Source organism: Agrobacterium sp. 719_389 (assembly GCF_900188475.1).
GTDB lineage: Bacteria > Pseudomonadota > Alphaproteobacteria > Rhizobiales > Rhizobiaceae > Agrobacterium > Agrobacterium radiobacter.
The window spans coordinates 179,463-203,958 of the sequence record NZ_FYEM01000002.1 but is presented as its reverse complement, the minus strand read 5'-3'; the positions used below and the strand labels follow the sequence as shown (position 1 = coordinate 203,958).

Below are 24,496 nucleotides of genomic sequence, written 5' to 3'. Positions count from 1 at the left end.
TCGTCACTCGAATTCGAGGATGACCTCGTCCACCGCAAGGCTGTCGCCCGGTTTTGCCGCCACCCTGGCAACGCGACCGCGTTTTTCCGCGCGCAGAATATTTTCCATCTTCATGGCCTCCACCGTCGCCAGCGCCTGCCCGGCCTCCACCTCGTCGCCTTCGCCCACAGAGATACCGGTAATGACACCAGGCATGGGGCAGAGCAGCAGTTTCGATGTATCCGGCGGCAGTTTTTCCGGCATCAGCAGCGCCAGTTCCGCAACGCGCGGGCTGCGGACGCGGACGAGAATATCCATGCCGCGCCAGCGCAGGCGAACCGCCGCACCGGCAAGATCGACCTTGGCGGCGATGACTTCGCCCGCCACCGTGAACAGACCCAGACTCTGGCCCGGAAGCCAGCCGGTATCGATGGTGAGCGCCGCCCCGTCTTCAAAACGGACCGCCGTGCCGTCCGCACCGGTTTCAACGCTGACCCTTTGGTCCAATGCGCCAAATGAAACCACCCAGTCATGGCCGACGATGCGGCGGTGATTGCCGATGGTGCCGGAAATTTCGACCGCGCGGTTCTGTACGCGCTGGTTGATGATGGCGGCAATGGTGGAAAGCTTGCGCGCCGCGGCTTCATCCGGCTCGACGCCGGAAAACCCTTCCGGAAACTCTTCCGCGATAAAGCCCGTCGTAAGCCTTCCGGCCCGGAAACGCTCATGCTGCATGACGGCCGACAGGAAGGGCAGATTGTGGCCGATGCCCTCCACCTCGAAACGGTCCAGCGCCTGCCCCATGGCGTCGATGGCCGTCCCGCGATCCTGGCCCCAGCTGCACAGCTTGGCGATCATCGGATCGTAATACATCGATATTTCGCCGCCTTCGAAGACGCCGGTATCGTTGCGGATGACCGTTCCGTTCTCCTGCGCACCTTCCTGTGGTGGACGATAGCGCGTCAGCCGGCCAATGGAAGGCAGGAAGTTGCGATAGGGGTCTTCGGCATAAAGCCGGCTTTCAATCGCCCAGCCGTTCAGTTTCACATCCGCCTGTGCGAAGGAAAGCTTTTCACCTGACGCCACACGGATCATCTGTTCGACCAGGTCGATGCCGGTGACAAGCTCGGTCACCGGATGTTCCACCTGCAGGCGGGTGTTCATTTCCAGAAAGTAGAAATTCCTCTCGCCATCGACGATGAATTCCACCGTGCCGGCCGAATGGTAACCGACCGCCCTTGCCAGCGCCACGGCCTGTTCGCCCATGACCTTACGGGTCGCTTCGTCCAGAAACGGCGACGGCGCTTCTTCGATGACCTTCTGGTTACGCCGCTGGATCGAGCATTCGCGCTCACCGAGATAGAGAATATTGCCGTGCTTGTCGCCCAGCACCTGAATTTCGATATGGCGAGGCTGGGTAACGAATTTCTCGATGAAGATGCGGTCGTCGCCAAAGGAGGATTTCGCCTCGTTTTTCGAGGACTGAAACCCCTCACGCGCCTCGGTGTCGTTGAAGGCGATGCGCATGCCCTTGCCGCCGCCGCCGGCGGACGCCTTGATCATGACGGGATAACCGATCTGCGATGCGATCCTCACCGCCTCATCCGCATCCTCAATCAACCCCATATGGCCGGGAACGGTGGAAACACCCGCTTTGGCGGCCAGTTTCTTCGAGGTGATCTTGTCGCCCATCGCCTCAATCGCGCCGACAGGCGGGCCGATGAAGGCGACGCCCGCCTTTTCCAGCGCCTTAGCAAAGGCGGCGTTTTCCGACAGGAAGCCGTAACCGGGATGGACCGCATCCGCCCCGGTCTTCGCGATCGCCTCCAGAATTTTATCGATGACGATATAGGACTGCGACGAGGGAGCCGGGCCGATATGAACGGCTTCATCCGCTTGTCTCACATGCAGCGCATTGGCGTCCGCATCCGAATAGACCGCGACAGTGGCGATGCCCATCTTCTTCGCGGTCTTGATAACCCGGCAGGCAATCTCGCCGCGATTGGCGATGAGGATTTTCTTGATCATGCGGTTATTCTCCCCTCGCATCGTCATCATCGTCGCGGAATTTCTTTTCATAGGGCATCATCAGGATCGCCGAGGCGGTGGCCGCCGCGCCGAACAGGGACGCGATGGGCACGACGACCAGCAATACCGGCACAACCGGATTTGCGGCGCGGCCGATGCGCGCGCCCAAACCGCCAATGTCGAGAAAAATCAGCGCTGCACCGACGCAGACGCCGATCAGCACGCCGACCGCCGCATTGAACGCCATGAAACGCAGCATCTGCCGGTGATCGAGCCGGGCAGCTTCCGGCGTCATCTTTGGCTTTGGATCACGACTGCCCGATGCTCTGCCCGCGTTACCGCCGCGACGTTGCCTCACCCAGCGTCGCAGCCATTGCAGGTCCATATGGAGTATGTCGACAATCATGTTCCTCCTCCCCCTCAGGAAAAATGCCGTCGCCTGCCCTCAGATCTCGAAAAAATTCTCGAATGATTCCGGGAAATTCTGCCGGGCAACGCGCTCATCGATGACCAGCATCGCCTGATAGGAAAGCGGATCGAAATTCTTTTCCGCAGGTATGACCTCACGGCCGAAAAGCAGGTTGAGGCGGGCGGCGTCGAGATTGCCGCGCTCGAAGGGCTCGGCACCAAAATGGTGCCAGAGTGAGTGCAGGAAGGCGGCATCGATGCGATGCTCCTTGGTATCGTTGCGTGCCCGGCGGGGTATCATCTTGATCGGTGTTATCCCTTTGGGGTTGGCGCGACGGATGGTGAACTGGACGCCCGTGCTCGGCATGCCGGAGGGAAATCCCTTGTGTTTGGTCATTTCGGGCAGGTTCGCCATCTTTAGTCCTTCCAGAACATTTCCAGTAAAAGCGGAATCGCTTTTACGTCCGGAAATGCGTCAATTCAAATAGTTAGAGCGCTTTTAGCGCTCTAATCTTTTCGTTATGCCTTGCCGATCCTGTCCTCAGTCTTCGTTTCGAAGTCGGAGGCATCGTGGCGTTCATGCAATTGTTCGGACGGATCGCCCGAGGTTTTGTTGACGATCACACCGCGCTTGACCGCCGGGCGCTCGCCGATTTCGAGCGTCCAGCGCATGACGTTCTTATAGCTGTCCGCTTCAAGGAACGCACCGGCATCGCCATAGGCCTGACCGAGCGCGATCTTGCCATACCACGGCCAGACGGCCATATCGGCGATCGTATATTCCGAACCGGCGAGATAACGGTTGTCGGCGAGGTGCCGGTCCAGCACGTCGAGCTGGCGTTTGACCTCCATCGCGTAACGGTCGATCGCATATTTGATCTTCACCGGCGCATAGGCGTAAAAATGGCCGAAACCGCCGCCGAGGAAGGGGGCGGAGCCCATCTGCCAGAACAGCCAGTTCAGCACCTGCGTGCGGGCATTACCCTCTTTCGGCAGGAAGGCGCCGAATTTTTCCGCAAGATAAACGAGGATAGAGCCGCTTTCGAAAACACGCGTCGGCTCAGGGGTCGAATGATCCATCAGCGCCGGGATCTTGGAATTCGGATTGACGCCGACGAAACCGGAACCGAACTGGTCGCCTTCGCCGATCTTGATCAGCCACGCATCATAATCTGCGCCCTTGTGGCCGGCAGCCAGCAATTCTTCCAGCATGATGGTGACCTTCTGGCCGTTCGGCGTCGCCAGCGAATAAAGCTGCAGCGGGTGCTTGCCGACGGGCAGTTCCTTTTCATGGGTGGGACCGGCGATTGGACGGTTGATATTGGCGAACTGGCCGCCATTGCCCTTGTCCCAGGTCCAGACCCTGGGCACTTCATATCCGGCGGGGAAATTATCTGCGGAGGAATTTTCGGCCATGAAAATGTGTCCTTGTGCGTTTCGGGAGGACATCCGGAAATCCGGGCGCCTGAACATCCATATAGTAAGGTGGCCGAAGCATTTTTCCAGCCCTGCAGCAAATCAGAGCGGAATGGTGTCGTGTTTCTTCCAGCGGGTTTCGACGCTCTTGTTGCGCAGCGACGCGAAGGCGCGGGTGATGCGGCGGCGTGAGGAATGCGGCATGATGACCTCATCGATGAAACCGCGTTCCGCCGCCACGAAGGGATTGGCGAAACGCTCCTCATATTCTTTCGTGCGCGCGGCGATCTTCTCGGGATCGGAAAGCTCGGAACGATAGAGGATTTCGGCCGCTCCTTTTGCGCCCATGACAGCGATTTCCGCCGTCGGCCAGGCGTAATTGACATCCGCACCGATATGTTTGGACGCCATCACGTCATAAGCGCCGCCATAGGCCTTGCGGGTGATCAGCGTTACCATCGGCACCGTCGCTTCCGAATAGGCGAAGAGAAGTTTAGCCCCGTGCTTGATGACACCGCCATATTCCTGTGCCGTTCCGGGCAGGAAACCCGGCACATCCACCAGCGTCAGCAGCGGAATATTGAAGGCATCACAGAAGCGAACGAAACGGGCGGCCTTGCGCGAGGCGTCAATATCGAGGCAGCCGGCCAGCACCATCGGCTGGTTGGCGACAACCCCCACCGTCTGGCCTTCAAGGCGGATGAAGCCGGTGATGATGTTGCGGGCAAAGGCTTCCTGCAGCTCGAAGAAGTCTCCCTCATCGGCCAGCGCGTGGATCAGTTCCTTCATGTCGTAGGGTTTGTTGGAGCTGTCGGGGATCAGCGTATCGAGACGTGCTTCCAGCCGCGCCGGATCGTCATGAAACGGCCGGACAGGCGGTTTTTCGCGATTGTTGAGCGGCAGGAAATCGAACAGCAGCCGCACATGTTCCAGCGTCTCGATGTCGTTTTCATAGGCGCCGTCAGCGACGGAGGATTTTCTCGTATGGGTGGAGGCACCGCCAAGCTCTTCCGCTGTGACGATCTCGTTCGTCACGGTCTTCACCACATCCGGCCCGGTCACGAACATGTAGGAGGTATCGCGCACCATGAAGATGAAATCGGTCATGGCCGGCGAATAGACCGCACCGCCCGCACAAGGCCCCATGATGACCGATATCTGCGGCACGACGCCGGAGGCGACGACATTGCGCTTGAACACATCGGCATAACCGCCGAGCGAGGCCACGCCCTCCTGGATACGCGCACCGCCGGAATCGTTCAGCCCGATCACCGGCGCACCATTGCGCACCGCCATATCCATGATCTTGCAGATCTTCTGCGCATGGGTTTCCGACAGCGAACCGCCGAGCACGGTGAAATCCTGCGAGAAAACATAGACCTGCCGGCCATTGATGGTGCCCCAGCCGGTAACGACGCCGTCACCGGCAATCTTCTGCCCCGCCATGCCGAAATCCACAGCCCGGTGGGTGACGTACATGTCGTATTCCTCGAAGGAACCTTCATCCAGGAGCACGTCGATACGCTCGCGCGCCGTCAGCTTGCCCTTGGCGTGCTGCGCCTCGATGCGCTTGACGCCGCCGCCGAGCCGCGCCTCTTCCCGCCGCGTTTCCAACTGCTCCAGAATGCCGGGCATGTTTCCTCCATGCGTTGTCAAACGATCCATAGCGCAGAAAATAGTCTGCCAGAAGCCTTGATCGTGCGCGTATGCGTGCCATAAATATTTGCAATATTTAATTTTGCAAAGTTGCAATATGGCGACGGAAAAACTCTTCATCGGCCGCAAGGTGCGCGGCCTTCGCGAAAACGCCCGCGCCACGCAGGCGCAATTTGCCGAGCGGCTGGGCATCTCCGCGAGCTACCTGAACCAGATCGAGAACAATCAACGCCCGGTTTCGGCCAGCGTTCTGGTGACGCTGGTGGAAAAATTCCAGCTTGATATGGCGGAGCTGGCGACGGGCGAAAGCGACCGGCTGGTTTCCGCCGTGCGTGAGGCGTTGAAAGACCCGCTGTTCCTGAACTACGAGCCGGGGCTTCAGGAACTGAAACTGATCGCCCAGAACGCGCCGGGTTTTGCCCATGCGTTGCTGCGCGCCCATCAGGCTTACCGGCAGAACAGCGAGCAGCTGGTGCAGCTGGATGATCGTCTGGGCCGCGGAACCGCGCAGGTGGAAAGAACCCCCTATGAGGAGGTGCGCGATTTCTTCCACTTCGTCGACAACTACGTCGCCGAGATCGACCTTCTGGCCGAAGAGCTGGCGGAAGAACTGGAGATAGAAGGCGGCGAGACCTACGGCATTCTGGCCGCGCATCTTCGTACCCATTACGGCATCCATATCACCCGAACCGCGGCGGCGGACGGCCTGATCCGGCATTTCGACCCCGCCGGCAAAACGCTCGCTCTCAGCTCCTACATGGCCGCGCCGACCCGCTGTTTTCAGCTTGCATTGCAGATCGCCCAGCTTCACGCCGGCGCGACGGTGGCCAGGGTGCTGGCCGGCGCCGGATTCCGCAATGCGGAAGCGGCGGAAATCTGTCGTATCGGACTGCATAATTATTTTGCCGCAGCCCTCATCCTGCCCTATGGGCAATTTCATCGGGCGGCGCAGGAACTGCGCCACGATCTGGAGCTTCTGGCCGTGCGCTTCGGCGCGAGCCTTGAGCAGGTGGCCCACCGGCTGAGCACCTTGCAGCGGCCGGGCATGAAAGGCGTGCCGATCTTTTTCGCCAAGATCGACCGCGCCGGCAACATCACCAAACGCCACAGCGCCACGCGGCTGCAATTTGCCCGTTTCGGGGCGGCCTGTCCGCTTTGGAATATCCATCAGGCTTTCGAAAGCTCCGACAGCATCGTGCGGCAACTGGCGGAAACGCCTGACGGCGTGCGCTATCTTTCCATTGCCACGCAAATCGAGAAAGCTGGCGCCGGCTTCAATACGGAGAGACCGCGCTATGCCATCGCACTCGGTTGCGAAATTTCCCATGCACAGAATTTCGTTTATGCCGATACGCTCGATCTCGGCAATGCGGCCTCCTTCAAGCCGATCGGCATTTCCTGTCGGGTCTGCGAAAGGGTGGATTGCGTGCAGCGCGCCGTGCCGCCGTTGAAACGCAAGCTGCATTTCGATCATCTTTCGCGCGGAGCCCTGCCCTACAGGATCGCCGACTTCTAGCGCCGCGGGAGTATCAGGGTAAAGGCACCATGGCGCGCCGCATGATATTGGCGTAGTAGCCCCAGAAAAGCCGCGCGGCCACGGAGCGCCATGGCGACCAGAGCGCCGCACGCTCCGCCAGCCATTTCGCTTCCGGCCTCACCTCCAGATCAAGCGCGTGGGCCACCGCCGATCTCAGCGCCACATCGCCGACCGGGAAAATATCCGGATGCCCGCCGCAGAACATCAGATAGACCTCCGCCGTCCACGGGCCGATACCCCGAAGCGCAACCAGTTCGGAAAGGGCGGCAGCGGCTTCCTTGCGCACCACGCCGTCAAGATCGATCTGCCCTTCCGTGACGGCGCGCGCCAGCCCTTCCAGCGTCGTCGCCTTGGCCCGGGAAAGGCCGAAGCCAGCGCGCAATTCCTTGGGTGCGCCGAGATAATTTTCCGCCGTGACCACGCCGCCGGTGCCGGTAAGGATACGCGCCCATATGGCGTTGGCGCTGGCGCGCGACACCATCTGCGACACGACGATATGGGCAAGGCCGGCAAAGCCGGGCTCGTGAATGCGCAGCTCCAGCGGACCGGCTTTTTCGATAATGAGGCTGAGAGCCGGATCGAGGTAGGCGAGATGCTCCAGCCCTTCGCTGATGTCATCCATCCCGGTAATGATTTTCATGTCCGTCATTCCATATGCCGCCAGCCGGCTGGTGGGGCGCTTTAAAACATGGCAGAAGAAACCATGCCTTCGCCTTTCCGTCAAAAACCGGTTTACCGTTTTGCGCCAAGCCCCAACGGCCTGCTGCATCTCGGCCACGCGCTTTCCGCCTTCCTGAACCATGACATGGCGCAGGACAATGGCGGCCGCTTTCTGCTGCGCATCGAGGATATCGACCAGACGCGCTGCACGCCGGAGCTGGAGCAGGCGATCCATGATGATCTCGGCTGGCTGGGACTTTCCTGGGAAGAACCGGTGCGGCGGCAATCGGAACATTTCGATGAGTATCGCGCGGCGCTGCACAGGCTGATCGACGCGGGCCTCGCCTATCCGGCTTTTCTCAGCCGTGGGGAAACAAAGGCCATCGTTCGCACTTTTGAGGCAGAAGGAAGGCTCTGGCCACGCGATCCTGATGGTGCGCCGCTTTACCCGGCCTTAGATCGGGAGAGGCCAAAGGCTGAGCGGGAGGCGCTGCTCGCCTCCGGCCGTCCGCACGCCTGGCGGCTCGATATGGAAAAGGGGATCCGCGCCGCCGGCATCCCTCTGTTCTGGCAGGAGAGCGGCGACGGCGGGCCCGGGCGGATCGAGGCCCTTCCCGCGCTCTGGGGCGATGTGGTGCTGTCGCGTTCCGACGCGCCTTCAAGTTATCATCTCTCCGTTGTGGTTGATGATGCGCTGCAGGGCATCACCCATGTGGTGCGCGGCATGGATCTCTTCCACGCAACCGCCATCCACCGGCTGCTGCAGCACCTGCTGGACCTGCCGCAACCCAACTATCATCATCATCGGCTTATCTTGGGCGCAGACGGGCGCAAGCTTTCGAAAAGCGAAGGCAGCACCGGCCTTTCCGCCCTGCGGGCGGAAGGGGCGACGCCGTCAGATATCCGCCGGCTTGTCGGCCTCCTCTAGCTCCCGCTCCCGGCGCGCGCCACTGCCGCCGATATTGCGGCGGATGATCTGCCGCACCTTGTATTTCATGAGCGCGGCATTGACCTCCGCACCGAGCATGAAGATGACGCCGACCATATAAAGAAACACCAGAACCACCATGACGGAGGCAAGACCGGCATAGGTGGCGGCATAATTGGCGAAGGTGGAGAGATAGTAGGCAAAGATCGCCGCGCCGATGACCCAGAAGATCATCGTCAAGAGAATGCCCGGCCAGACATCCCAGATACGGCGCTTGCCGGCGGGCAGCCAAAGATGCGCGGCCACCAGCCCCGCCGTCAGAACCACGATGGTGCCGTAAAGACCAAGGCTGGAGATGGTGTTCAGCACATCCGTCAGCCACGGGAACCGCTGCTCGGCAAAAGAGGTGGCAACCGGCACGGCAACAAGCACGATGCTGATGCCGGCAAAGACGACCACGGCGATCAGCACATAAAGCAGGCTGAGCAGGCGGGTGATATACCACCATCGCGTTTCGGTGACACGATAGGCGCGGTTGAGTGAAATTCGGAGCGCCTCGACGCCATTGGAGGCAAAATAGGCGGCGGCCAGCACCGAAATCGTCAGCAGCCCGCCGCGCGGAATGGTCAGCACCTGCTGCACCTGCGCCGCCAGCGGCCCGGCAATCGCCTCCGGCCAGGTGTCGAAAATCAGATGCACCGCCGTTTCGGAAAACTGGTCGGCCCCGAGAAAACCGGCAAGCGCCGTGCCGAAGATCAGGAAGGGAAACAGCGCCAGCAGGATGGAAAGCGCCATATGGCTCGCCATCGCCCAGCCGTCATCCTCGGCGAAATGGGAATAGGCATCGAAGGCAACCTTGCCTGCCAGGCGCACTGCGGCAACCATGTCACCTCCATTCATCGGCATTTCATTTGTAACTTCGTCCCGAATATGGGAAATCAGCTTCGCTTTGTACAGCGCGCAAGCCCGGCTTTCGGTTCCGTCACTGAAAAGGATTTTGCGCAATGCGTTTTCCATGGGCCGGTCGAACGGGCCAGAGCGATAGTCGGTTTCCCGGAGCGGCAGATGTCTGAAAAGCCCGTCATCATCATCACCGGATGTTCCTCGGGCATCGGCGCTTATTGCGCCGGCGCGCTCCACCGGGACGGCTGGCGGGTTTTCGCCACCGTGCGCCGCATCGCCGACATGGCCGCACTTGAAAATCAGGGCATCGAAACCCTGATCATGGATTACACCAAGCCGGAAACCATCGCCGCGCTGGTGGATACCGTCGCCGCCCGAACCGGCGGCCGCATCGATGCGCTTTTCAACAACGGCGCTTATGGCCAGCCGGGCGCGGTGGAGGACCTGCCTGTCGAAGCGCTGAGAGCCCAGTTCGAAACCAATGTCTTCGGCTGGCACGATCTGACACGGCGGGTCATTCCCTTCATGCGCGCCCGAGGCGCGGGCCGCATCGTGCATTGCTCTTCGATACTCGGCCTCGTGCCCTATCGTTACCGCGGCGCTTACACCGCTTCGAAATTCGCGCTTGAGGGACTGGGGGTCACCTTGCGCATGGAGCTTCAGGGCAGCGGCATCCATGTGAGCCTGATCGAACCCGGTCCCATCACCTCGAAATTCACCGCGACGGCGCTTGCCCATATCAACGAGCATATCGATCTCGAAAATTCGGCCCATGCGGCGGAATATAAACGCCAGCTGGCGCGCATGGATGGCTCCGGTCCCGTCAACCGTCACAAGCTTGGCCCCGATGCGGTTTATGCCGTGCTGAAACACGCCCTGACGGCGGCAAAACCGAAGCCGCATTATCCCGTCACGGTGCCAGCCAAACAGGGGCTTATCCTGAAACGGCTCTTGCCTGCCGGACTTTTCTATCGTCTGCTGCGCAGATTCGATTGAGGAGGAGTAATACCGCATGTCCGGCTTCACCACCGTTCTGGCCCTTATCGTCATGGGCCTCGTCGTCATCGTGTTGATACGCGGCCTCTTCAACATGCTGAAGGGGCAGGATGCCAACCGGTCCAACAAGCTGATGCAGCTTCGCCTTCTCCTGCAGGCCATCGCCATCGCGCTGATCATGCTCACCCTCTGGCTCACCGGCGGTGGCCGCTGACATGGTGAAACTGAACAAGATCTACACCCGCACCGGCGACAAAGGCACGACCGCGCTGGTTTCCGGCCCGCGCCGGCTGAAGCACGATCTTCGCGTCGAGGCCTATGGCACGGTGGACGAGACCAATTCGGCCATCGGCGTCGCGCGACTGCATACGGGCGGGCTGGAACGGCTGGATGCCATGCTCTTTCGCATCCAGAACGATCTCTTCGATCTCGGCGCCGATCTCGCCACACCTGATAGTGGCGAGCCGCTTTCTTACGAGCCCCTGCGCATCGTCGAAAGCCAGGTCACACGGCTGGAAAATGAAATCGACGAACTCAATGCCGCCCTCGAACCGCTGACCTCTTTCGTGCTGCCGGGCGGCAGCGCGGCGGCGGCCAATCTGCACCTGGCGCGCACCGTCTGCCGCCGGGCGGAGAGGCTGATGGTGGAACTTTCCGTTTCCGAGAATGAGATCGTTAGTCCGGCAGCGTTGAAATATGCCAACCGCCTGTCCGATTTCCTGTTCGTCGCGGCCCGTTTTGCCAATGATGCCGGCAAGGCAGACATATTGTGGGTTCCCGGCAAGAACCGCTAGATCGCACCACTTGCGCAAATGAAGGGCGTTCGATGTTCATACCGCTGCACGATGCGAATTCCCTCAAACATATCCGGCTGCAATATGTCACCATCGGCCTGATCGTGGTCAATGTGCTGGTCTGGCTGTTTACCGGCGTGCTTGCCAGCGATACCGAGGCCAATGCCGCAGCGCTCGGCCTTGGTTTCATTCCGGCCGTCGTGTTCGATTATGCTTATCTGGAACCGGCGCTGCAGGTGGTGCCTGACGATCTGACTGTTGTCACTTACGCATTCCTGCATCTCGATTTCTGGCATCTGGCCGGCAACATGCTGTTTCTCTGGGTCTTCGGCGACAATGTCGAGGACGCGCTTGGCCATTTCCGTTTCCTGATTTTCTATCTTGCCTGCGCCATTGTCGGCGCGCTGTTTCACGGCGTCGTCTCACCCACATCGGAAGGGCCGCTGATCGGCGCTTCGGGTGCGGTTTCCGGCGTCGTCGCGGCCTATTTCCTGCTGCATCCCAGGGTGCGTGTCTGGGTGCTGGTTCTCATGCGTATTCCGCTTCCTTTGCCCGCCTTCATTCCGCTGGCGCTGTGGATTGGCCAGCAGTTCCTGATGCTGGCGCTGGGGCTTGAAGAAAACGTCTCCTGGGGCGCCCATGTCGGCGGCATAATTGCAGGTGCGATCCTGGTGGTTTTCATGCGCAGGCGAGGCGTGCCCCTGTTTGACCGAACCATTGTTGCGCCGAGGGCGGCGCAGTTCAAGAATACGTCGCAAACAACAGGGTTGTCGCAAATCGAACGGGGCTATGACGGGGGTAGATGAGACCCTGCGTCAGAGATAGAGTATTTACGTTAACGTCAACGTAAGATATGCCTTACGTGCATGTGATAATGAAGATTGCTCCGTTGTATTTGCGGGAAAAATGCTTATCCATGTCGCCAACCTGTTTTTGGAGGTCCGCGCGGTCAACTGGCCAAAGCGGACAGGAGTTTGAGGAAAGCCGCCGATGAAAATCCTTGTCCCCGTTAAACGAGTCGTCGATTACAACGTTAAGATCCGCGTGAAATCGGATGGTTCAGGCGTTGAGCTCGCCAATGTGAAGATGTCGATGAACCCGTTCGACGAAATCTCGGTGGAAGAGGCGCTACGCCTGAAGGAAGCCGGCAAGGCCGAAGAAGTCGTGGTCGTGTCGATCGGTCCGGCCAAGGCGGAAGAGACGCTGCGCACGGCGCTTGCCATGGGCGCTGACCGCGCCATCCTGATCGAGACCGACGAAACCGTTGAGCCGCTCGCCGTCGCCAAGCTTTTGAAGGGCGTTGCCGAGGCTGAACAGCCCGGTCTCGTCATCGTCGGCAAGCAGGCGATCGACGACGATTCGAACCAGACCGGCCAGATGCTGGCCGCCCTTCTCGGCTGGGGCCAGGGCACGTTTGCCTCCAAGGTCGTACCATCAGACGGCAAGGTCGCGGTCACCCGTGAAGTAGATGGCGGTTTGCAGACGGTTGAGCTGAAGCTTCCCGCCGTCGTCACCACCGATCTTCGTCTGAACGAGCCGCGTTACGCCTCGCTGCCGAACATCATGAAGGCGAAGAAGAAGCCGCTCGACAAAAAGTCGCCGGCCGATTTCGGCGTCGACGTTTCGCCGCGCCTGAAGGTGCTGAAGACCGAAGAGCCGGCAGGCCGCAAGGCCGGCATCAAGGTTGGCTCGGTTGCCGAGCTGGTCGAAAAGCTCAAAGCCGACGGCGTCCTCTAAGGTTTCGGAAAAGGGAGATATTCTCATGGCCATTCTTCTTCTGGCAGAACACGACAACGCAACCCTTTCCGACCTGACGGGCAAGACGCTGACGGCGGCAACGCAGATCGGCTCCGACGTGCATGTGCTGGTCGCCGGTTCTGGCGCAAAGGGTGCCGCAGACGCGGCGGCGAAACTTTCCGGCGTTGCCAAGGTACTGCTTGCCGACGACGCCTCCTATGCCAACGCGCTCGCCGAGCCGCTGGCCGCGCTGATCGTTTCGCTCGCACCCTCCTACGACGTCATCATCGCCCCGGCCACCGCATCGGCCAAGAACGTGACGCCGCGCGTGGCGGCCCTTCTCGATGTGGCCCAGATCTCGGAAATCATCGAGGTCGTCAGCGCTGACACCTTCAAGCGCCCGATCTATGCCGGCAACGCCATCCAGACCGTGCAGGCAACCGATGCGAAGAAGGTCATCACCGTGCGCCCCACCGCCTTTGCGGCAGCGGCCGAAGGCGGTTCGGCAGCGGTCGAGACCATTGGCGCGGCAGAAAATCCCGGCCTCTCCAGCTTCGTTTCCGATGCGCTGGCGTCGTCTGATCGTCCGGAACTGACGTCGGCCAAGATCATCATCTCGGGTGGCCGCGCGCTCGGCTCTTCGGAAAAGTTCAGGCAAGTCATCCTTCCCGTTGCCGACAAGCTCGGCGCCGCCGTTGGCGCCAGCCGTGCGGCCGTCGATGCCGGTTATGCGCCGAACGACTGGCAGGTGGGCCAGACCGGCAAGGTGGTTGCCCCGCAGCTTTACATCGCCGCCGGCATTTCGGGCGCCATCCAGCATCTGGCCGGCATGAAGGATAGCAAGGTCATCGTCGCCATCAACAAGGATGAAGAAGCGCCGATCTTCCAGGTTGCGGATTACGGCCTCGTCGCCGATCTGTTCGAAGCCTTGCCGGAACTCGAAAAATCGCTGTAATTTAAGCATAAATTGGAGGCGGCGCGTTTTTTAAACGCGCCGCCTTCTCTTTTTCGGCGATATGCGTAACATCGCCGGCAATAACGCAGACAAAATCCCTGAGAGGAGACCAGCCTATGACCGCCCCCTTTAAAAACATCGGTGTCATCGGAGCCGGTCAGATGGGATGCGGTATTGCGCATGTCTCCGCCATTGCCGGCTACAGGGTTCATATCTACGATCTTTCCAAGGAAGGCATCGAGGCCGGTCTCGCCACGATCAACGGCAATCTCGCCCGCCAGGTCACCAACGGCAAGCTTTCGGACGACGCCCGCAAGCAGGCGCTGGCGCTGATCAGCGGATCGACCGACATCAATGATCTCGCAGCCATGGATCTCGTCATTGAGGCCGCGACGGAAAATGAAGAGGTCAAGCGCAAGATTTATGCACAGGTCTGCCCGGTCCTGAAGCCCGAAGCGCTGCTCGCCACCAACACGTCTTCGCTCTCCATCACCCGGCTTGCATCCGCTACCGATCGTCCCGAACAGTTCATGGGCATCCACTTCATGAACCCGGTGCCGGTCATGAAGCTGGTGGAACTGGTGCGTGGCATCGCCACCAATGAAAAGACCTTCGACGCGGCCAAGGATTATGTGCGGACGCTGGAAAAGGCGATCACCGTCGCCGAGGATTTCCCGGCCTTCATCGTCAACCGCATCCTGCTGCCGATGATCAACGAGGCGATCTATACGCTTTATGAAGGCGTCGGCTCGGTGGAAGCCATCGACACCGCCATGCGGCTTGGCGCCAACCACCCGATGGGACCGTTGCAGCTTGCCGATTTCATCGGTCTCGATACCTGTTTGTCGATCATGCAGGTGCTGCATGACGGTCTCTCCGACAGCAAATACCGCCCCTGCCCGCTGCTGGTCAAATATGTCGAGGCCGGCTGGCTCGGCCGCAAATCAGGCCGCGGATTCTACGACTATCGCGGCGAGACGCCGGTCCCCACGCGCTGAGCCTTTGATTGCGGCCTGCCAGATAGAATAATCAGTTGTATTTACTAAAATACAACTTAAAATGTTGACACACAGCGCGCGAAAACCTCAATGTCAAGAGTGTGATTCTTGGGGGTTTTTCATGAAAATTTATATCGCGATGTCTGTTGTTGCCATTCTCGCTACAGGTTGTGTTTCGGAGAATCCGCGGGAAATCGTCAGAAAGTCTGGCTATCTCACGACGGTTCCGCCCAGCACCAACTATGGGCCAGGCAACATCGTCTGGAAAAAAGTCAATCGGTATAACGACAAGGATGATGTCTCTCTTGGTTACATATGCTCTCCGGAATACGTAAAGCTTCCTGGAGCGCCTGAAAAAGGGGCGGGAGAAATAACCGATTTCGGACGCAAGAAAGATTTCTCCTTCAATGGAGACAATCTCCAGAAACTCGGCTTTTCAACCAGCGCAAAATACGTGAGCAATCTGACGATCAAGTTCAACAATATCGAATATCTTGAATATGGCCTCGACAAACTCGAAGCCATCGAAAACGGTCTCGGGCCCGAGTGCCGAAACATTCTCGATAAACAGCGAAAAAAGGGGAATGCACATATCGTGCGTTCTGCCTTCAAGGCAGATCTGGATTATTCAATTACCTACAAGGCGTCGACCAGCGCATCCATAAAGGCCGCGGTCTTGAAGGAAATTGAAGCCGGCTTCGGCGTCACCCTCGAAGGGAATGAGGGCCGTGTTGGTCGAGGTCTTTATTACGGCGTGTCGATCGACCCGTTATATTGATCTCACAAGAAGGTATCGGCAGTCATTTGACTGCCGATATCAGCGCCTTGGCATCCTCGCTATCCCACGCCGCCGGGCCGTTCATGGCCGCGAGCAGGCAGCCGTTTTCATCCAGCAGCAGGGTTGCCGGCAGGCCGAAAGCGAGGCCTTCCTTTTTCAGAACGTTGAAGACGCCCATGGAACTGTCGCGATAGTGCTTCAGAGCATCGATCTTGTATTCTTCCATGAAAGCTTTCGGTTTTTCATCCGCGCCGACATCGATATTTACGGCAACGACCTCGAAATTCTCGCCGCCCTTTTCCTTCTCCAGCGCGTTCAGCGCCGGCATCTCTTCGCGGCAGGGCACGCACCATGTGGCCCAGAGGTTGAGAAGAACCGCCTTGCCCTTGAGATCGGCAAGCGTCATGTCCTTGGCCTCCGGCCCCTTGAAGGACAGCGGAATGATGCGCGGCTTGTCCGCCGCCGACATGGCCGCCACCTGCCCTTTCAGAAACGGCTTCAGCGAGGCGATGCGGTTTGCCGCACCCTCACATAAACCGGCGTCAGTCACCGCTGCCCCTTGAACCGGGCTCTCAGACCCAATATGCCTGAACCAGACCGCGCCAGCACCGGCGAGCACACCGGCCACGGCAGCAATTGCAACCAATTTGGCGGAAGGAAGCCTGAACGGCCTTTTTTCTGTCATCGAATACTCCAGGGCACTTAACATGGCTGACGGCACAGATCAGAAATCCTCCAACCAGATGTGGGGCGGACGTTTCGCTTCCGGGCCATCTGCCATCATGGAAGAGATAAATGCCTCCATCGGCTTCGACAAGAAGCTTTACGCCCAGGACATCCGCGGCTCTATGGCGCATGCCGCCATGCTGGCGGAAAAAGGCATTATTTCGCAGGAAGATAAAGACAAGATCACTCACGGCCTGAACACGATCCTGTCAGAGATTAAGGCCGGCAGCTTCGAATTCTCACGCAAGCTCGAAGATATTCACATGAATATCGAGGCGCGGCTTGCAACGCTGATCGGCCCCGCCGCCGGCCGCCTGCACACCGCCCGTTCGCGCAACGACCAGGTGGCGCTCGATTTCCGCCTGTGGGTGAAGGAAGAACTGCAGAAGACCGAGGGCATGCTGACCGCGCTCATCGCCGCCTTCCTCGACCGCGCCGAAGAAAATGCCGATACCGTCATGCCTGGTTTCACCCATCTGCAAACCGCCCAGCCCGTCACTTTCGGCCATCATTGCATGGCCTATGTGGAAATGTTCGGCCGTGACCGCGCCCGCGTGCGCCACGCCATCGAACATCTGGACGAAAGCCCGATCGGCGCCGCAGCCCTTGCCGGCACCGGCTACCCCATCGACCGCCACATGACGGCGAAGGCGCTCGGCTTCCGCGAGCCGACCCGCAACTCCATCGACACCGTCTCCGACCGCGATTTCGCGCTGGAATTCCTGTCGATCGCCTCTATCTGCGCCACGCATCTGTCGCGTCTTGCCGAAGAAATTGTCATCTGGTCGACGCCGCAATTCGGCTTCATCCGCCTGTCGGACGCTTTTTCCACCGGCTCCTCAATCATGCCGCAGAAAAAGAACCCTGACGCCGCCGAACTGGTGCGCGCCAAGACCGGCCGCATCAACGGCTCGCTGGTTGCCCTTCTGACGGTCATGAAGGGCCTGCCGCTCGCCTATTCCAAGGACATGCAGGAGGACAAGGAACAGGTTTTCGACGCCGCCGAAAGCCTGGAACTGGCCATTGCCGCCATGACCGGCATGATCCGCGACCTCGAAGTGCGCAAGGACCGCATGCGCGCAGCGGCGGGATCTGGATATTCCACCGCCACCGATCTCGCCGACTGGCTGGTGCGCGAGGCGGGCCTGCCCTTCCGCGACGCCCACCATGTGACCGGCAATGCCGTGGCGCTGGCGGAAAAGAAGGGCTGCGATCTGGCCGATCTTTCGCTCGAGGAGTTGCAGGCAATTCATCCTGCCATCACCAGCGGCGTTTTCGACGTTCTTTCGGTAGAAGCATCGGTTGCCAGCCGCGTGAGCTTCGGCGGCACGGCCCCTTCGGAAGTGCGAAAGCAGATCGCCTGGTGGCGTGGACGCAACTGATAAATCTGCGTTACGCTGCGATCACAAGAAACAGGGTGCACAAGCGCCCTGTTTTTCGTTATCAGAGAGGCACATATTTCCTTTGGACAGGCTCATGCTTTCAAAAACCGCGCGCAAAATCATCGTTCCCATCGGCATGACGCTCGCCGTCAGCCTTGCTCTCAGCGCCTGCGGGCGTAAGGGCGATATCGATCCACCGAGCACGCCGGTCGAAATGCGCAACAAACGCGCCGCCGATGGAAGCGAGCCGAAGCCGGCAACGGCTGAGCGTCCGTTCATTCTCGACAAGCTCCTCTGACGGGTAAAAAGCCGTGAACCATTTTGGCTATATCGACGGCGTGCTGCACGCCGAAAACGTGCCCGTGCCTGAGATCGCCAAGGCAGTGGGCACGCCGTTCTATGTTTATTCGACCGCGACGCTGGAGCGCCACTACAAGGTGTTCTCAGGCGCCTTCGCCGATGTGGACGCCATGGTCTGTTACGCCATGAAGGCCAATTCCAACCAGGCGGTGCTGAAGACGCTGGCGAAGCTCGGCGCGGGCATCGACGTCGTTTCCGGCGGCGAATTGCGCCGCGCGCTCGCAGCCGGCGTACCGGCAAGCCGCATCATGTTCTCCGGCGTCGGCAAGACCGTGGCGGAAATGGATTATGCGCTCGATGCCGGTATCTATTGCTTCAACATCGAATCCGAGCCGGAACTGGAAGTCCTCAACCTGCGCGCCGTGAAAGTGGGCAAGCGGGCGCATGTCTCCTTCCGCATCAATCCTGACGTGGATGCGCGCACCCACGCCAAGATTTCCACCGGCAAGAAAGAAAACAAGTTCGGCATTTCCTATGAACGCGCCCGCGCGGTCTATGCCCATGCCGCCACTTTGCCCGGTATCGAAGTCACCGGCATCGACATGCATATCGGCAGCCAGATCACCGAATTGCAGCCTTTCGAGGATGCCTTCCGGTTGCTGCGTGAACTGGTCGAGGCGCTGCGCACCGACGGACACACGATCAGCCACGTCGACATCGGCGGCGGTCTCGGCATTCCCTACCGCGACGACAACAACCCGCCGCCGCTGCCCGATGCCTATGCGCATATCGTCAAGAATGAACTGAAAAGCCTCAACTGCAAGATCATCACCGAACCGGGACGCCTGATTGTCGGCAATGCCGGTATTCTGGTGACTGAGGTGATTTATGTGAAGGATGGCGGCGAGAAGACCTTCGTGATCGTTGACGGCGCGATGAACGACCTCATCCGCCCGACGCTTTACGAGGCCTATCACGGCATTCGCCCGGTCGTGCAGCCCGCTGTAGACGCGCCGCGCATCAAGGCCGATATCGTCGGCCCCGTCTGCGAAACCGGTGACTATCTGGCGCTGGACCGCGAGATGGCCGCGCCGCAGCCGGGTGATCTCATCGCCGTCAGCTCCGCCGGTGCTTATGGCGCAGTGCAGGCAGGCACCTATAATTCGCGTCTGCTGGTGCCGGAAGTGCTGGTGAAGGGTGACAAGTTCCACGTCATCCGCCCGCGCGGCACCTATGAAGAGCTGATCGCTCTCGATTCCGTACCCGCCTGGCTCGATTGATCCTGCCCAGCCGATCACAATTGAGCGAAGCTGCCTAAAAAATGGGGGTGAGCATGTGCTTGCCCTCGTCTTCGCCACAAAGAATGTTATCCTTGCCCCTCAGAATACAAGCAGCTCGCCGTTCCGGGAATGGCGTTTGACGTGGCCAGAACCGGGAGAACGGATTGATGACCACAGCCGGAGAGGACAGGACAGGCAGAAAGCGCCCGACCGGCGCATTCGCGCAGCGGCCAGACCTTGCCCGCTTGGTTGCCGCCAAGCGCTTCTTCGCGAAAATCGTGCTGCTCTGCGAGAAAATCGCACCGAAAACCCTGTGGCCGCTCTCCATCGCCGCCGTATTTCTGGCGTTTGCCTGGTTCGGCCTTTACCGGCACATGCCTGATTTCTTGCGGCTTGGCATCGTTTTTGTGCTGGTTTTCAGTTTTATCGCCACGCTTCTGCCGATCCTCAGGCTGAAATGGCCGACGGATAATGACGCGTCGCGCCTCCTCGAGGATCGGAACGGTCTCGCGCACCAGCCGGTCGGCGTGCAGGAAGACGAACCTGCCTTTGACACGCCATTTTCCCGCACGCTCTGGAAAGAACACCAGATCCGCATGGCGGAGCGCATCGCCGCGCTCAATGCCGGCCTGCCGAAACCCGATATCGCCCGTTATGACCGGCTGGCGTTGCGCGCCGTTCCGGCGCTGCTTCTGGTCACTGCCTTCGGTTTTTCCTATTCCAACGGCGCAGGCACGGTTGCCGATGCGTTCCGCAGCCGGCCGGCAGCCGGCCCGCTCAATCCGGATATTCGTCTCGATGCCTGGGTCACGCCGCCCGCTTATACCGGCCGCGCACCGATTTTCCTGACCGGGCGTGATGCGACCAACCGCGACGCGGTTTCCGTGCCGCAATCCTCCAAGCTGACGATCCGCATGACCGGCGGCGACGGCGGCGAGGAAGTGACCTTCGAACCGGAAATGGCAGGCGCATTGCAGAAGCTTGCGCCGGAGGCGGCGCGCGCCGACAGTGCAAGCGGTGAGGTCGCCGTTCAGGCGCCGGTGCGTTCGGCGGATCAGCCCGTCGCGCCGCGCACCTTCGCCATGGATGTCACCGAAAGCGGGATGATTACCGCCAATGGCGAGCAATGGGTCTTCAACATCATCCCCGACCAGCCGCCCAGCATCGCTTTCGACAACATGCCGCGCCGGGCTGTCAACGGCGCGCTCGAAGTGGGCTTCACGGCCAAAGACGATTACGGCCTGAAGGAAGCCCATGCGATCATCGAGCCGCTTGGCGTGGCGGAAGGCGCAACCGCGCTTTACCCGGCGCCGGAATTCAAGCTCGATCTGCCCCGGCAGAATAACCGCGAAATCAAGGGTCTGACCAGCCGTAACCTGACCGAACATCCGATGGCGGGCAAGCGCGTGCGCATCACGCTGGTGGCGACCGACGGTGCCGGCCAGACCGGCCGCAGCCCCGCGCATGAAATGGTGCTGCCCGGCCGCAATTTCTCCGAACCGCTGGCTGCTTCCATTGCCGAGCAGCGGCAGATCTTCTCGCTGGATACGCGCCAGATGCCGAAGGCCATCACCTATAACGAGGCGGTGGGCCTGCGCCCGGAAGAGACCATTCCCAACACCACGCATTATCTCCTGCTGCAATCGGCGCAGACCCGCATGCGGCTCGCCTATAATGAGGAGATGCTGAAGGATACGGCTGATTACCTCTGGGAAATTGCGCTTGGCATCGAGGATGGCGATCTTTCGCAGGCCGAAAAACGCCTGCGCGATGCGCAGACTGCGCTTTCGGAAGCGTTGCAGCGAAATGCCTCTGACGAAGAGGTCGCCAAGCTGATGCAGGAACTGCGGGAAGCGATGCAGCAATTCATGAGCGAGCTTGCGCAGCGCATGCAGAACGCGCCGCAAGCCAACATGAACCAGCAGGCGCAAAACGTTCTGCGCCAGCGCGATCTGGAAAACATGATGAACCAGATCGAGAACCTCGCCCGCTCCGGCAACCGTGACGCAGCGCAGGAAATGCTGTCGCAGCTGCAGCGCATGATGAACAATCTGCAGGCAGGCAGGCCGCAACGTCAGGGCCAGCGGGGGCAGCAACAGAGCAGCAAGATGCGCCAGCAGATCGACAAGCTCGGCGAAATCCTGCAACAGCAGCAGAAGCTGATGGACGAGACCTTCAAGCTCGATCAGGCGCTGCGCGACCGTATGCAGCGCGGCGACCCGCAGCAGGGCGGCGAAAATGAAGACCAGCAGATGGGTGAAAACGGCCAGCCGCCGCAAGAGGGTCAGCAGGGCCAACAGGGCGAAAATGGCCAGCAGGGTGGGCAGCAGCAGTCTGACCAGATGACTGCGGAGCAATTGCGCGAAGCGCTGAAAAACCTGCGGGCCCAGCAGGATGCACTCGGCAAGCAGCTCGGAGAATTGCAGCAGGGTCTTCGTGATCTCGGCATGGAACCGGGCGAAAACTTCGGCAAGGCGCAGCAGGAAATGCAGGGCGCCGGTGAAGCGCTGGGCAAGGGCCAGGGCGAACAGGCCGTCGAAGGCCAGGGCAATGCGCTGAACGCTCTGCGACAGGGCGCGCAGGACATGATGGGCCAGATCATGCAGGCCATGCGCCAGCAGGGTCAGCAGCCCGGACAGGGTCAGGAAGGCATGGCGGGTCAGGGCGGCCAGAACGGCCGCGACCCGCTCGGCCGTCCGCGCAGCACCACCGGCCCGGATTTCGGCGATCAGGTGAAGGTGCCTGACGAGATCGACGTTCAGCGTGCCCGCGAAATCCTCGAGGCTATCCGTGAAAAGCTCGGCAATAACCCGCCGGGGGAAATCGAGCGGCGTTATCTGGAGCGGTTGCTGGATATTCGGTGAGGATAGGGGAGGACATGCCCCTGATCCGGCCTTTCGCCTAGCGTGGCGCTTTTTGCCCAGACCGGGGCGCCGCGTCACTAGTTGGCCCCGGGGCTCGCCAAACACTCGACGTCATCCTCGGCCTTGAGCCGAGGATCCATTGTTTTCACCGAGTTGTGGATCCTCGGCTCAAGCCCGAGGATGACGAACCTGCGAAGCAGGCAATCCGTCAATAAAAAAGGCGACCCGACGGCCGCCCTCTAAATCTGTGTAACTTTATCACTCAGGCCGCGAGCGCGCGCGCAACCGCCTTGCGGATATCCGGAAGCGCGAAGGGTTTGGAAACCACATCAACGATCTTTTCCGCCAGATCATCTGCACGTTCGCGCTGTTCGGCATAACCGGTCATCAACAAAATGCGCATGGCCGGGAAGCTCTCGGCCGCGCGGTGCGCCAGCTCGATGCCATCCATGACCGGCATGCGGATATCCGAAAGAAGAAGATCGAAACTGGTTTCCTGGAGCTTCTCCAGCCCCTGCTCGCCATCCGCCGCCTCGTAGGTCTCGTGACCGTCGAGACGCAGGGCGCGCGCCACGAAAGAACGCAGCGCATCCTCGTCTTCGGTAATCAGAATTTTTGCCATCAATCATTGCTCCTGGGCATCATTTCCAGCCGTGAGCAACATCGCAGGCTCCTCTTTTCAAGAGGTAAACACCCAGGCTTTGGCTGGGTGAATGGTTAATGAGGCGTCTCTGCCCTGTGCCGTTCCGGTACGGGAGAAGTAGTCAGGCGTCGCCGGTCACGACGCCGACGAAAGGCAGCTCGCGGAAGGCATAAGCCACGTCCATACCGTAACCCACGACGAAATAATCTGGACATTCGAAACCGACATAATCGGCCTCCAGATCTTCCTTGCGCTTCACCTTCTTGTCGAGCAGCACGGCGATGGTGACGTGGCGCGCGCCGCGCTCATAGAGCAGTTCCTTGGCGAAACGCAGCGTGCGGCCGGATTCCAGAATATCGTCGATCAGGAGCACATCGCGATCCTTCACATCGCTGTCGATATCCTTGACGATCCTGACGCCTTGCGAAACCGTGCCGGTGCCATAGCTCGACAGCGTGATGAATTCGACTTCGGGCGCAAGGCCGCTGTCATGCAGCGCGCGGATAAGATCGGCCGCGAAAATGAACGATCCCTTGAGCACGGCAATGACCAGCAAATCCTTGGTCGGGCCGCTGGCAATGTGCTTGGCCATGTCGCGATTACGCTCGGCGATCTGCTCGGCGGTATAAAGCGGCTCGATATTTTTTCCACGGACGACGGGCATTCTTACTCCTGTGCTGCGCCTTGCCGATTTTACCTTTCAGTAAAAATAGAAGACAGGCGTTAGCACAGTCAGCGTTCGGACGCACCCGCCTCGACGAAGGAAAGCTTGATCTCTGGCGTTTTTCCACCGGGATGGCGCAGTTTTGCCGAAAAACCGTGGCTGAAACCGGGCTGCATCTCTTTCACCGGCGGCTCGATGACCATGCTGGCCACCAGCTGCCCCTTGGCGGCGAAGAGATCGGCGCGAAGGGCCGGCACCTCTTCCAGATTGCCGCCATTGTTTTCCACGATGCCGTTGATGAGCAGAATATCCATGCCGCCCGCTTCCTGCGGGGTCACGGTAACATGGGAAATGGCGAGCGGGCTGACCGGGGCCGGGGCGGCCGTCTTTTCCGGTACTACGACCGAGAGACCACCCGAGCATACGAAGACAAAAATAGCGAGGCCAGCCACCAGTGCCGAATAGGCATCCGCCGAAAGGCGCGACAATCTGCGATCCACCCAGCCAATGAAGGCGAGGCCCAGCATGGGGAGGGTAACGGGCGGCTTTACAGCCTGCCGGCGCGCTGCGCCACGATTGTCATTTCCGGGCTGGCGCGCACGGTTTTCCTTGATGGTGACAAATTCAGCGTCTACCACGTCGCGGTCGGGATTTGCCGCCCGCGCCGAACGGCGCACCGGCGTTTCCGGCATCAGGAGGTCAAAATCGAATGCCGCTTGCCGGCGAGATGAATGGAACATAGCCATAGAATTCCCCGGTCAGGTTTTCCGGCCCGCAAAACTGGGCATTGCAACGAATCCTGCCAAGTTTTAAATTTAATTGGTTAATGCTTCGCAAAAACGGCTCGCACGGGTCACCGGATCC

At 60.1% G+C, this 24,496-nt stretch carries 25 protein-coding genes; 14 read left to right on the top strand and 11 right to left on the bottom strand.

The window, feature by feature from the left end:
* Positions 1-3: 3 nt before the first annotated feature.
* The 5 genes from CFB10_RS04680 to CFB10_RS04660 all read right to left on the bottom strand — a co-directional run bounded on the left by CFB10_RS04680 (position 4) and on the right by CFB10_RS04660 (position 5,466).
* Positions 4-2,007 (bottom strand): acetyl/propionyl/methylcrotonyl-CoA carboxylase subunit alpha, encoded by a 2,004-nt coding sequence (locus CFB10_RS04680; protein ID WP_020012141.1) that lies wholly within the window; start codon positions 2,005-2,007, stop codon positions 4-6.
* 4 nt (positions 2,008-2,011) lie between these two features.
* Complete coding sequence (locus CFB10_RS04675; protein WP_003509580.1) at positions 2,012-2,413, bottom strand: hypothetical protein; 402 nt, start codon at positions 2,411-2,413, stop codon at positions 2,012-2,014.
* A gap of 39 nt (positions 2,414-2,452) precedes the next feature.
* Entirely contained in the window at positions 2,453-2,830 is a 378-nt protein-coding gene (locus CFB10_RS04670) for a hypothetical protein (protein WP_020012143.1), read from the bottom strand.
* A gap of 104 nt (positions 2,831-2,934) precedes the next feature.
* The gene (gene yghU, locus CFB10_RS04665) at positions 2,935-3,831 is read right to left on the bottom strand and encodes a glutathione-dependent disulfide-bond oxidoreductase (RefSeq protein WP_020012144.1); all 897 of its coding nucleotides are present in this window, start codon (positions 3,829-3,831) and stop codon (positions 2,935-2,937) included.
* A gap of 102 nt (positions 3,832-3,933) precedes the next feature.
* Positions 3,934-5,466: an acyl-CoA carboxylase subunit beta gene (locus tag CFB10_RS04660; RefSeq protein WP_020012145.1), complete on the bottom strand. Its 1,533-nt coding sequence runs from the start codon at positions 5,464-5,466 to the stop codon at positions 3,934-3,936.
* A 118-nt stretch (positions 5,467-5,584) separates the two neighbouring features.
* Here CFB10_RS04660 and CFB10_RS04655 point away from each other — a divergent pair, with 118 nt between their 5' ends.
* A complete protein-coding gene (locus tag CFB10_RS04655) occupies positions 5,585-7,003 on the top strand; it encodes a short-chain fatty acyl-CoA regulator family protein (RefSeq protein ID WP_020012146.1) in 1,419 nt (472 codons plus the stop codon).
* Between the two features lie 13 nt (positions 7,004-7,016).
* Here CFB10_RS04655 and CFB10_RS04650 read toward each other — a convergent pair whose 3' ends face one another.
* A complete protein-coding gene (locus CFB10_RS04650; protein WP_020012147.1) occupies positions 7,017-7,673 on the bottom strand; it encodes a DNA-3-methyladenine glycosylase in 657 nt (218 codons plus the stop codon).
* Positions 7,674-7,712: 39 nt separating this feature from the next.
* On the opposite strand from CFB10_RS04650, the gene gluQRS reads away from it, so the two are divergent.
* The gene (gene gluQRS, locus CFB10_RS04645; protein ID WP_020012148.1) at positions 7,713-8,612 is read left to right on the top strand and encodes a tRNA glutamyl-Q(34) synthetase GluQRS; all 900 of its coding nucleotides are present in this window, start codon (positions 7,713-7,715) and stop codon (positions 8,610-8,612) included.
* Here gluQRS and CFB10_RS04640 read toward each other — a convergent pair.
* Entirely contained in the window at positions 8,580-9,497 is a 918-nt protein-coding gene (locus CFB10_RS04640; protein WP_026364028.1) for a YihY/virulence factor BrkB family protein, read from the bottom strand. The genes gluQRS and CFB10_RS04640 overlap by 33 nt on opposite strands.
* Before the next feature lie 180 nt (positions 9,498-9,677).
* Here CFB10_RS04640 and CFB10_RS04635 point away from each other — a divergent pair, with 180 nt between their 5' ends.
* The 8 genes from CFB10_RS04635 (at position 9,678) to CFB10_RS04600 (ending at position 15,773) form a co-directional block, all read left to right on the top strand.
* Positions 9,678-10,511 (top strand): SDR family oxidoreductase, encoded by an 834-nt coding sequence (locus CFB10_RS04635; RefSeq protein WP_003509588.1) that lies wholly within the window; start codon positions 9,678-9,680, stop codon positions 10,509-10,511.
* 16 nt (positions 10,512-10,527) lie between these two features.
* Positions 10,528-10,725: a twin transmembrane helix small protein gene (locus CFB10_RS04630; RefSeq protein WP_004445622.1), complete on the top strand. Its 198-nt coding sequence runs from the start codon at positions 10,528-10,530 to the stop codon at positions 10,723-10,725.
* Position 10,726: 1 nt separating this feature from the next.
* Entirely contained in the window at positions 10,727-11,305 is a 579-nt protein-coding gene (locus CFB10_RS04625; RefSeq protein WP_020812917.1) for a cob(I)yrinic acid a,c-diamide adenosyltransferase, read from the top strand.
* Between the two features lie 32 nt (positions 11,306-11,337).
* A complete protein-coding gene (locus CFB10_RS04620) occupies positions 11,338-12,111 on the top strand; it encodes a rhomboid family intramembrane serine protease (protein WP_020012151.1) in 774 nt (257 codons plus the stop codon).
* Positions 12,112-12,295: 184 nt separating this feature from the next.
* Positions 12,296-13,042 carry an electron transfer flavoprotein subunit beta/FixA family protein gene (locus CFB10_RS04615; protein WP_020012152.1) on the top strand — a complete coding sequence of 249 codons (747 nt, stop codon included), beginning with the start codon at positions 12,296-12,298 and terminating at the stop codon, positions 13,040-13,042.
* Between the two features lie 25 nt (positions 13,043-13,067).
* Complete coding sequence (locus CFB10_RS04610; protein WP_020012153.1) at positions 13,068-13,997, top strand: electron transfer flavoprotein subunit alpha/FixB family protein; 930 nt, start codon at positions 13,068-13,070, stop codon at positions 13,995-13,997.
* A 116-nt stretch (positions 13,998-14,113) separates the two neighbouring features.
* Positions 14,114-14,995 carry a 3-hydroxybutyryl-CoA dehydrogenase gene (locus CFB10_RS04605; protein ID WP_020012154.1) on the top strand — a complete coding sequence of 294 codons (882 nt, stop codon included), beginning with the start codon at positions 14,114-14,116 and terminating at the stop codon, positions 14,993-14,995.
* Positions 14,996-15,116: 121 nt separating this feature from the next.
* The gene (locus CFB10_RS04600) at positions 15,117-15,773 is read left to right on the top strand and encodes a hypothetical protein (protein WP_020012155.1); all 657 of its coding nucleotides are present in this window, start codon (positions 15,117-15,119) and stop codon (positions 15,771-15,773) included.
* Positions 15,774-15,795: 22 nt separating this feature from the next.
* Here the strand turns inward: CFB10_RS04600 and CFB10_RS04595 are convergent, their stop codons facing one another.
* Positions 15,796-16,458: a TlpA disulfide reductase family protein gene (locus tag CFB10_RS04595; protein ID WP_020012156.1), complete on the bottom strand. Its 663-nt coding sequence runs from the start codon at positions 16,456-16,458 to the stop codon at positions 15,796-15,798.
* Between the two features lie 22 nt (positions 16,459-16,480).
* Between CFB10_RS04595 and argH the strand changes: the two genes are divergently transcribed.
* The 4 genes from argH to CFB10_RS04575 all read left to right on the top strand — a co-directional run bounded on the left by argH (position 16,481) and on the right by CFB10_RS04575 (position 22,325).
* Positions 16,481-17,881, top strand: a complete 1,401-nt coding sequence (gene argH, locus CFB10_RS04590) for an argininosuccinate lyase (protein WP_020012157.1) — start codon at positions 16,481-16,483, stop codon at positions 17,879-17,881.
* A 94-nt stretch (positions 17,882-17,975) separates the two neighbouring features.
* On the top strand, positions 17,976-18,179 hold the full coding sequence (locus CFB10_RS04585) for a lipoprotein (protein WP_020012158.1): 204 nt from the start codon (positions 17,976-17,978) through the stop codon (positions 18,177-18,179).
* A gap of 13 nt (positions 18,180-18,192) precedes the next feature.
* On the top strand, positions 18,193-19,461 hold the full coding sequence (gene lysA, locus CFB10_RS04580) for a diaminopimelate decarboxylase (protein ID WP_020012159.1): 1,269 nt from the start codon (positions 18,193-18,195) through the stop codon (positions 19,459-19,461).
* Between the two features lie 167 nt (positions 19,462-19,628).
* Positions 19,629-22,325 carry a TIGR02302 family protein gene (locus tag CFB10_RS04575; RefSeq protein ID WP_020012160.1) on the top strand — a complete coding sequence of 899 codons (2,697 nt, stop codon included), beginning with the start codon at positions 19,629-19,631 and terminating at the stop codon, positions 22,323-22,325.
* Between the two features lie 262 nt (positions 22,326-22,587).
* On the opposite strand, the gene CFB10_RS04570 is transcribed toward CFB10_RS04575, so the two are convergent.
* From CFB10_RS04570 to CFB10_RS04560, 3 genes are all read right to left on the bottom strand, one after another.
* Positions 22,588-22,947 carry a response regulator gene (locus tag CFB10_RS04570; RefSeq protein ID WP_020012162.1) on the bottom strand — a complete coding sequence of 120 codons (360 nt, stop codon included), beginning with the start codon at positions 22,945-22,947 and terminating at the stop codon, positions 22,588-22,590.
* 142 nt (positions 22,948-23,089) lie between these two features.
* Positions 23,090-23,632, bottom strand: coding sequence for a hypoxanthine phosphoribosyltransferase (gene hpt, locus CFB10_RS04565; RefSeq protein ID WP_003509922.1), 543 nt, complete (start codon positions 23,630-23,632; stop codon positions 23,090-23,092).
* Between the two features lie 68 nt (positions 23,633-23,700).
* Complete coding sequence (locus CFB10_RS04560) at positions 23,701-24,372, bottom strand: DUF3426 domain-containing protein (RefSeq protein ID WP_020012163.1); 672 nt, start codon at positions 24,370-24,372, stop codon at positions 23,701-23,703.
* Positions 24,373-24,496 lie beyond the last annotated feature (124 nt).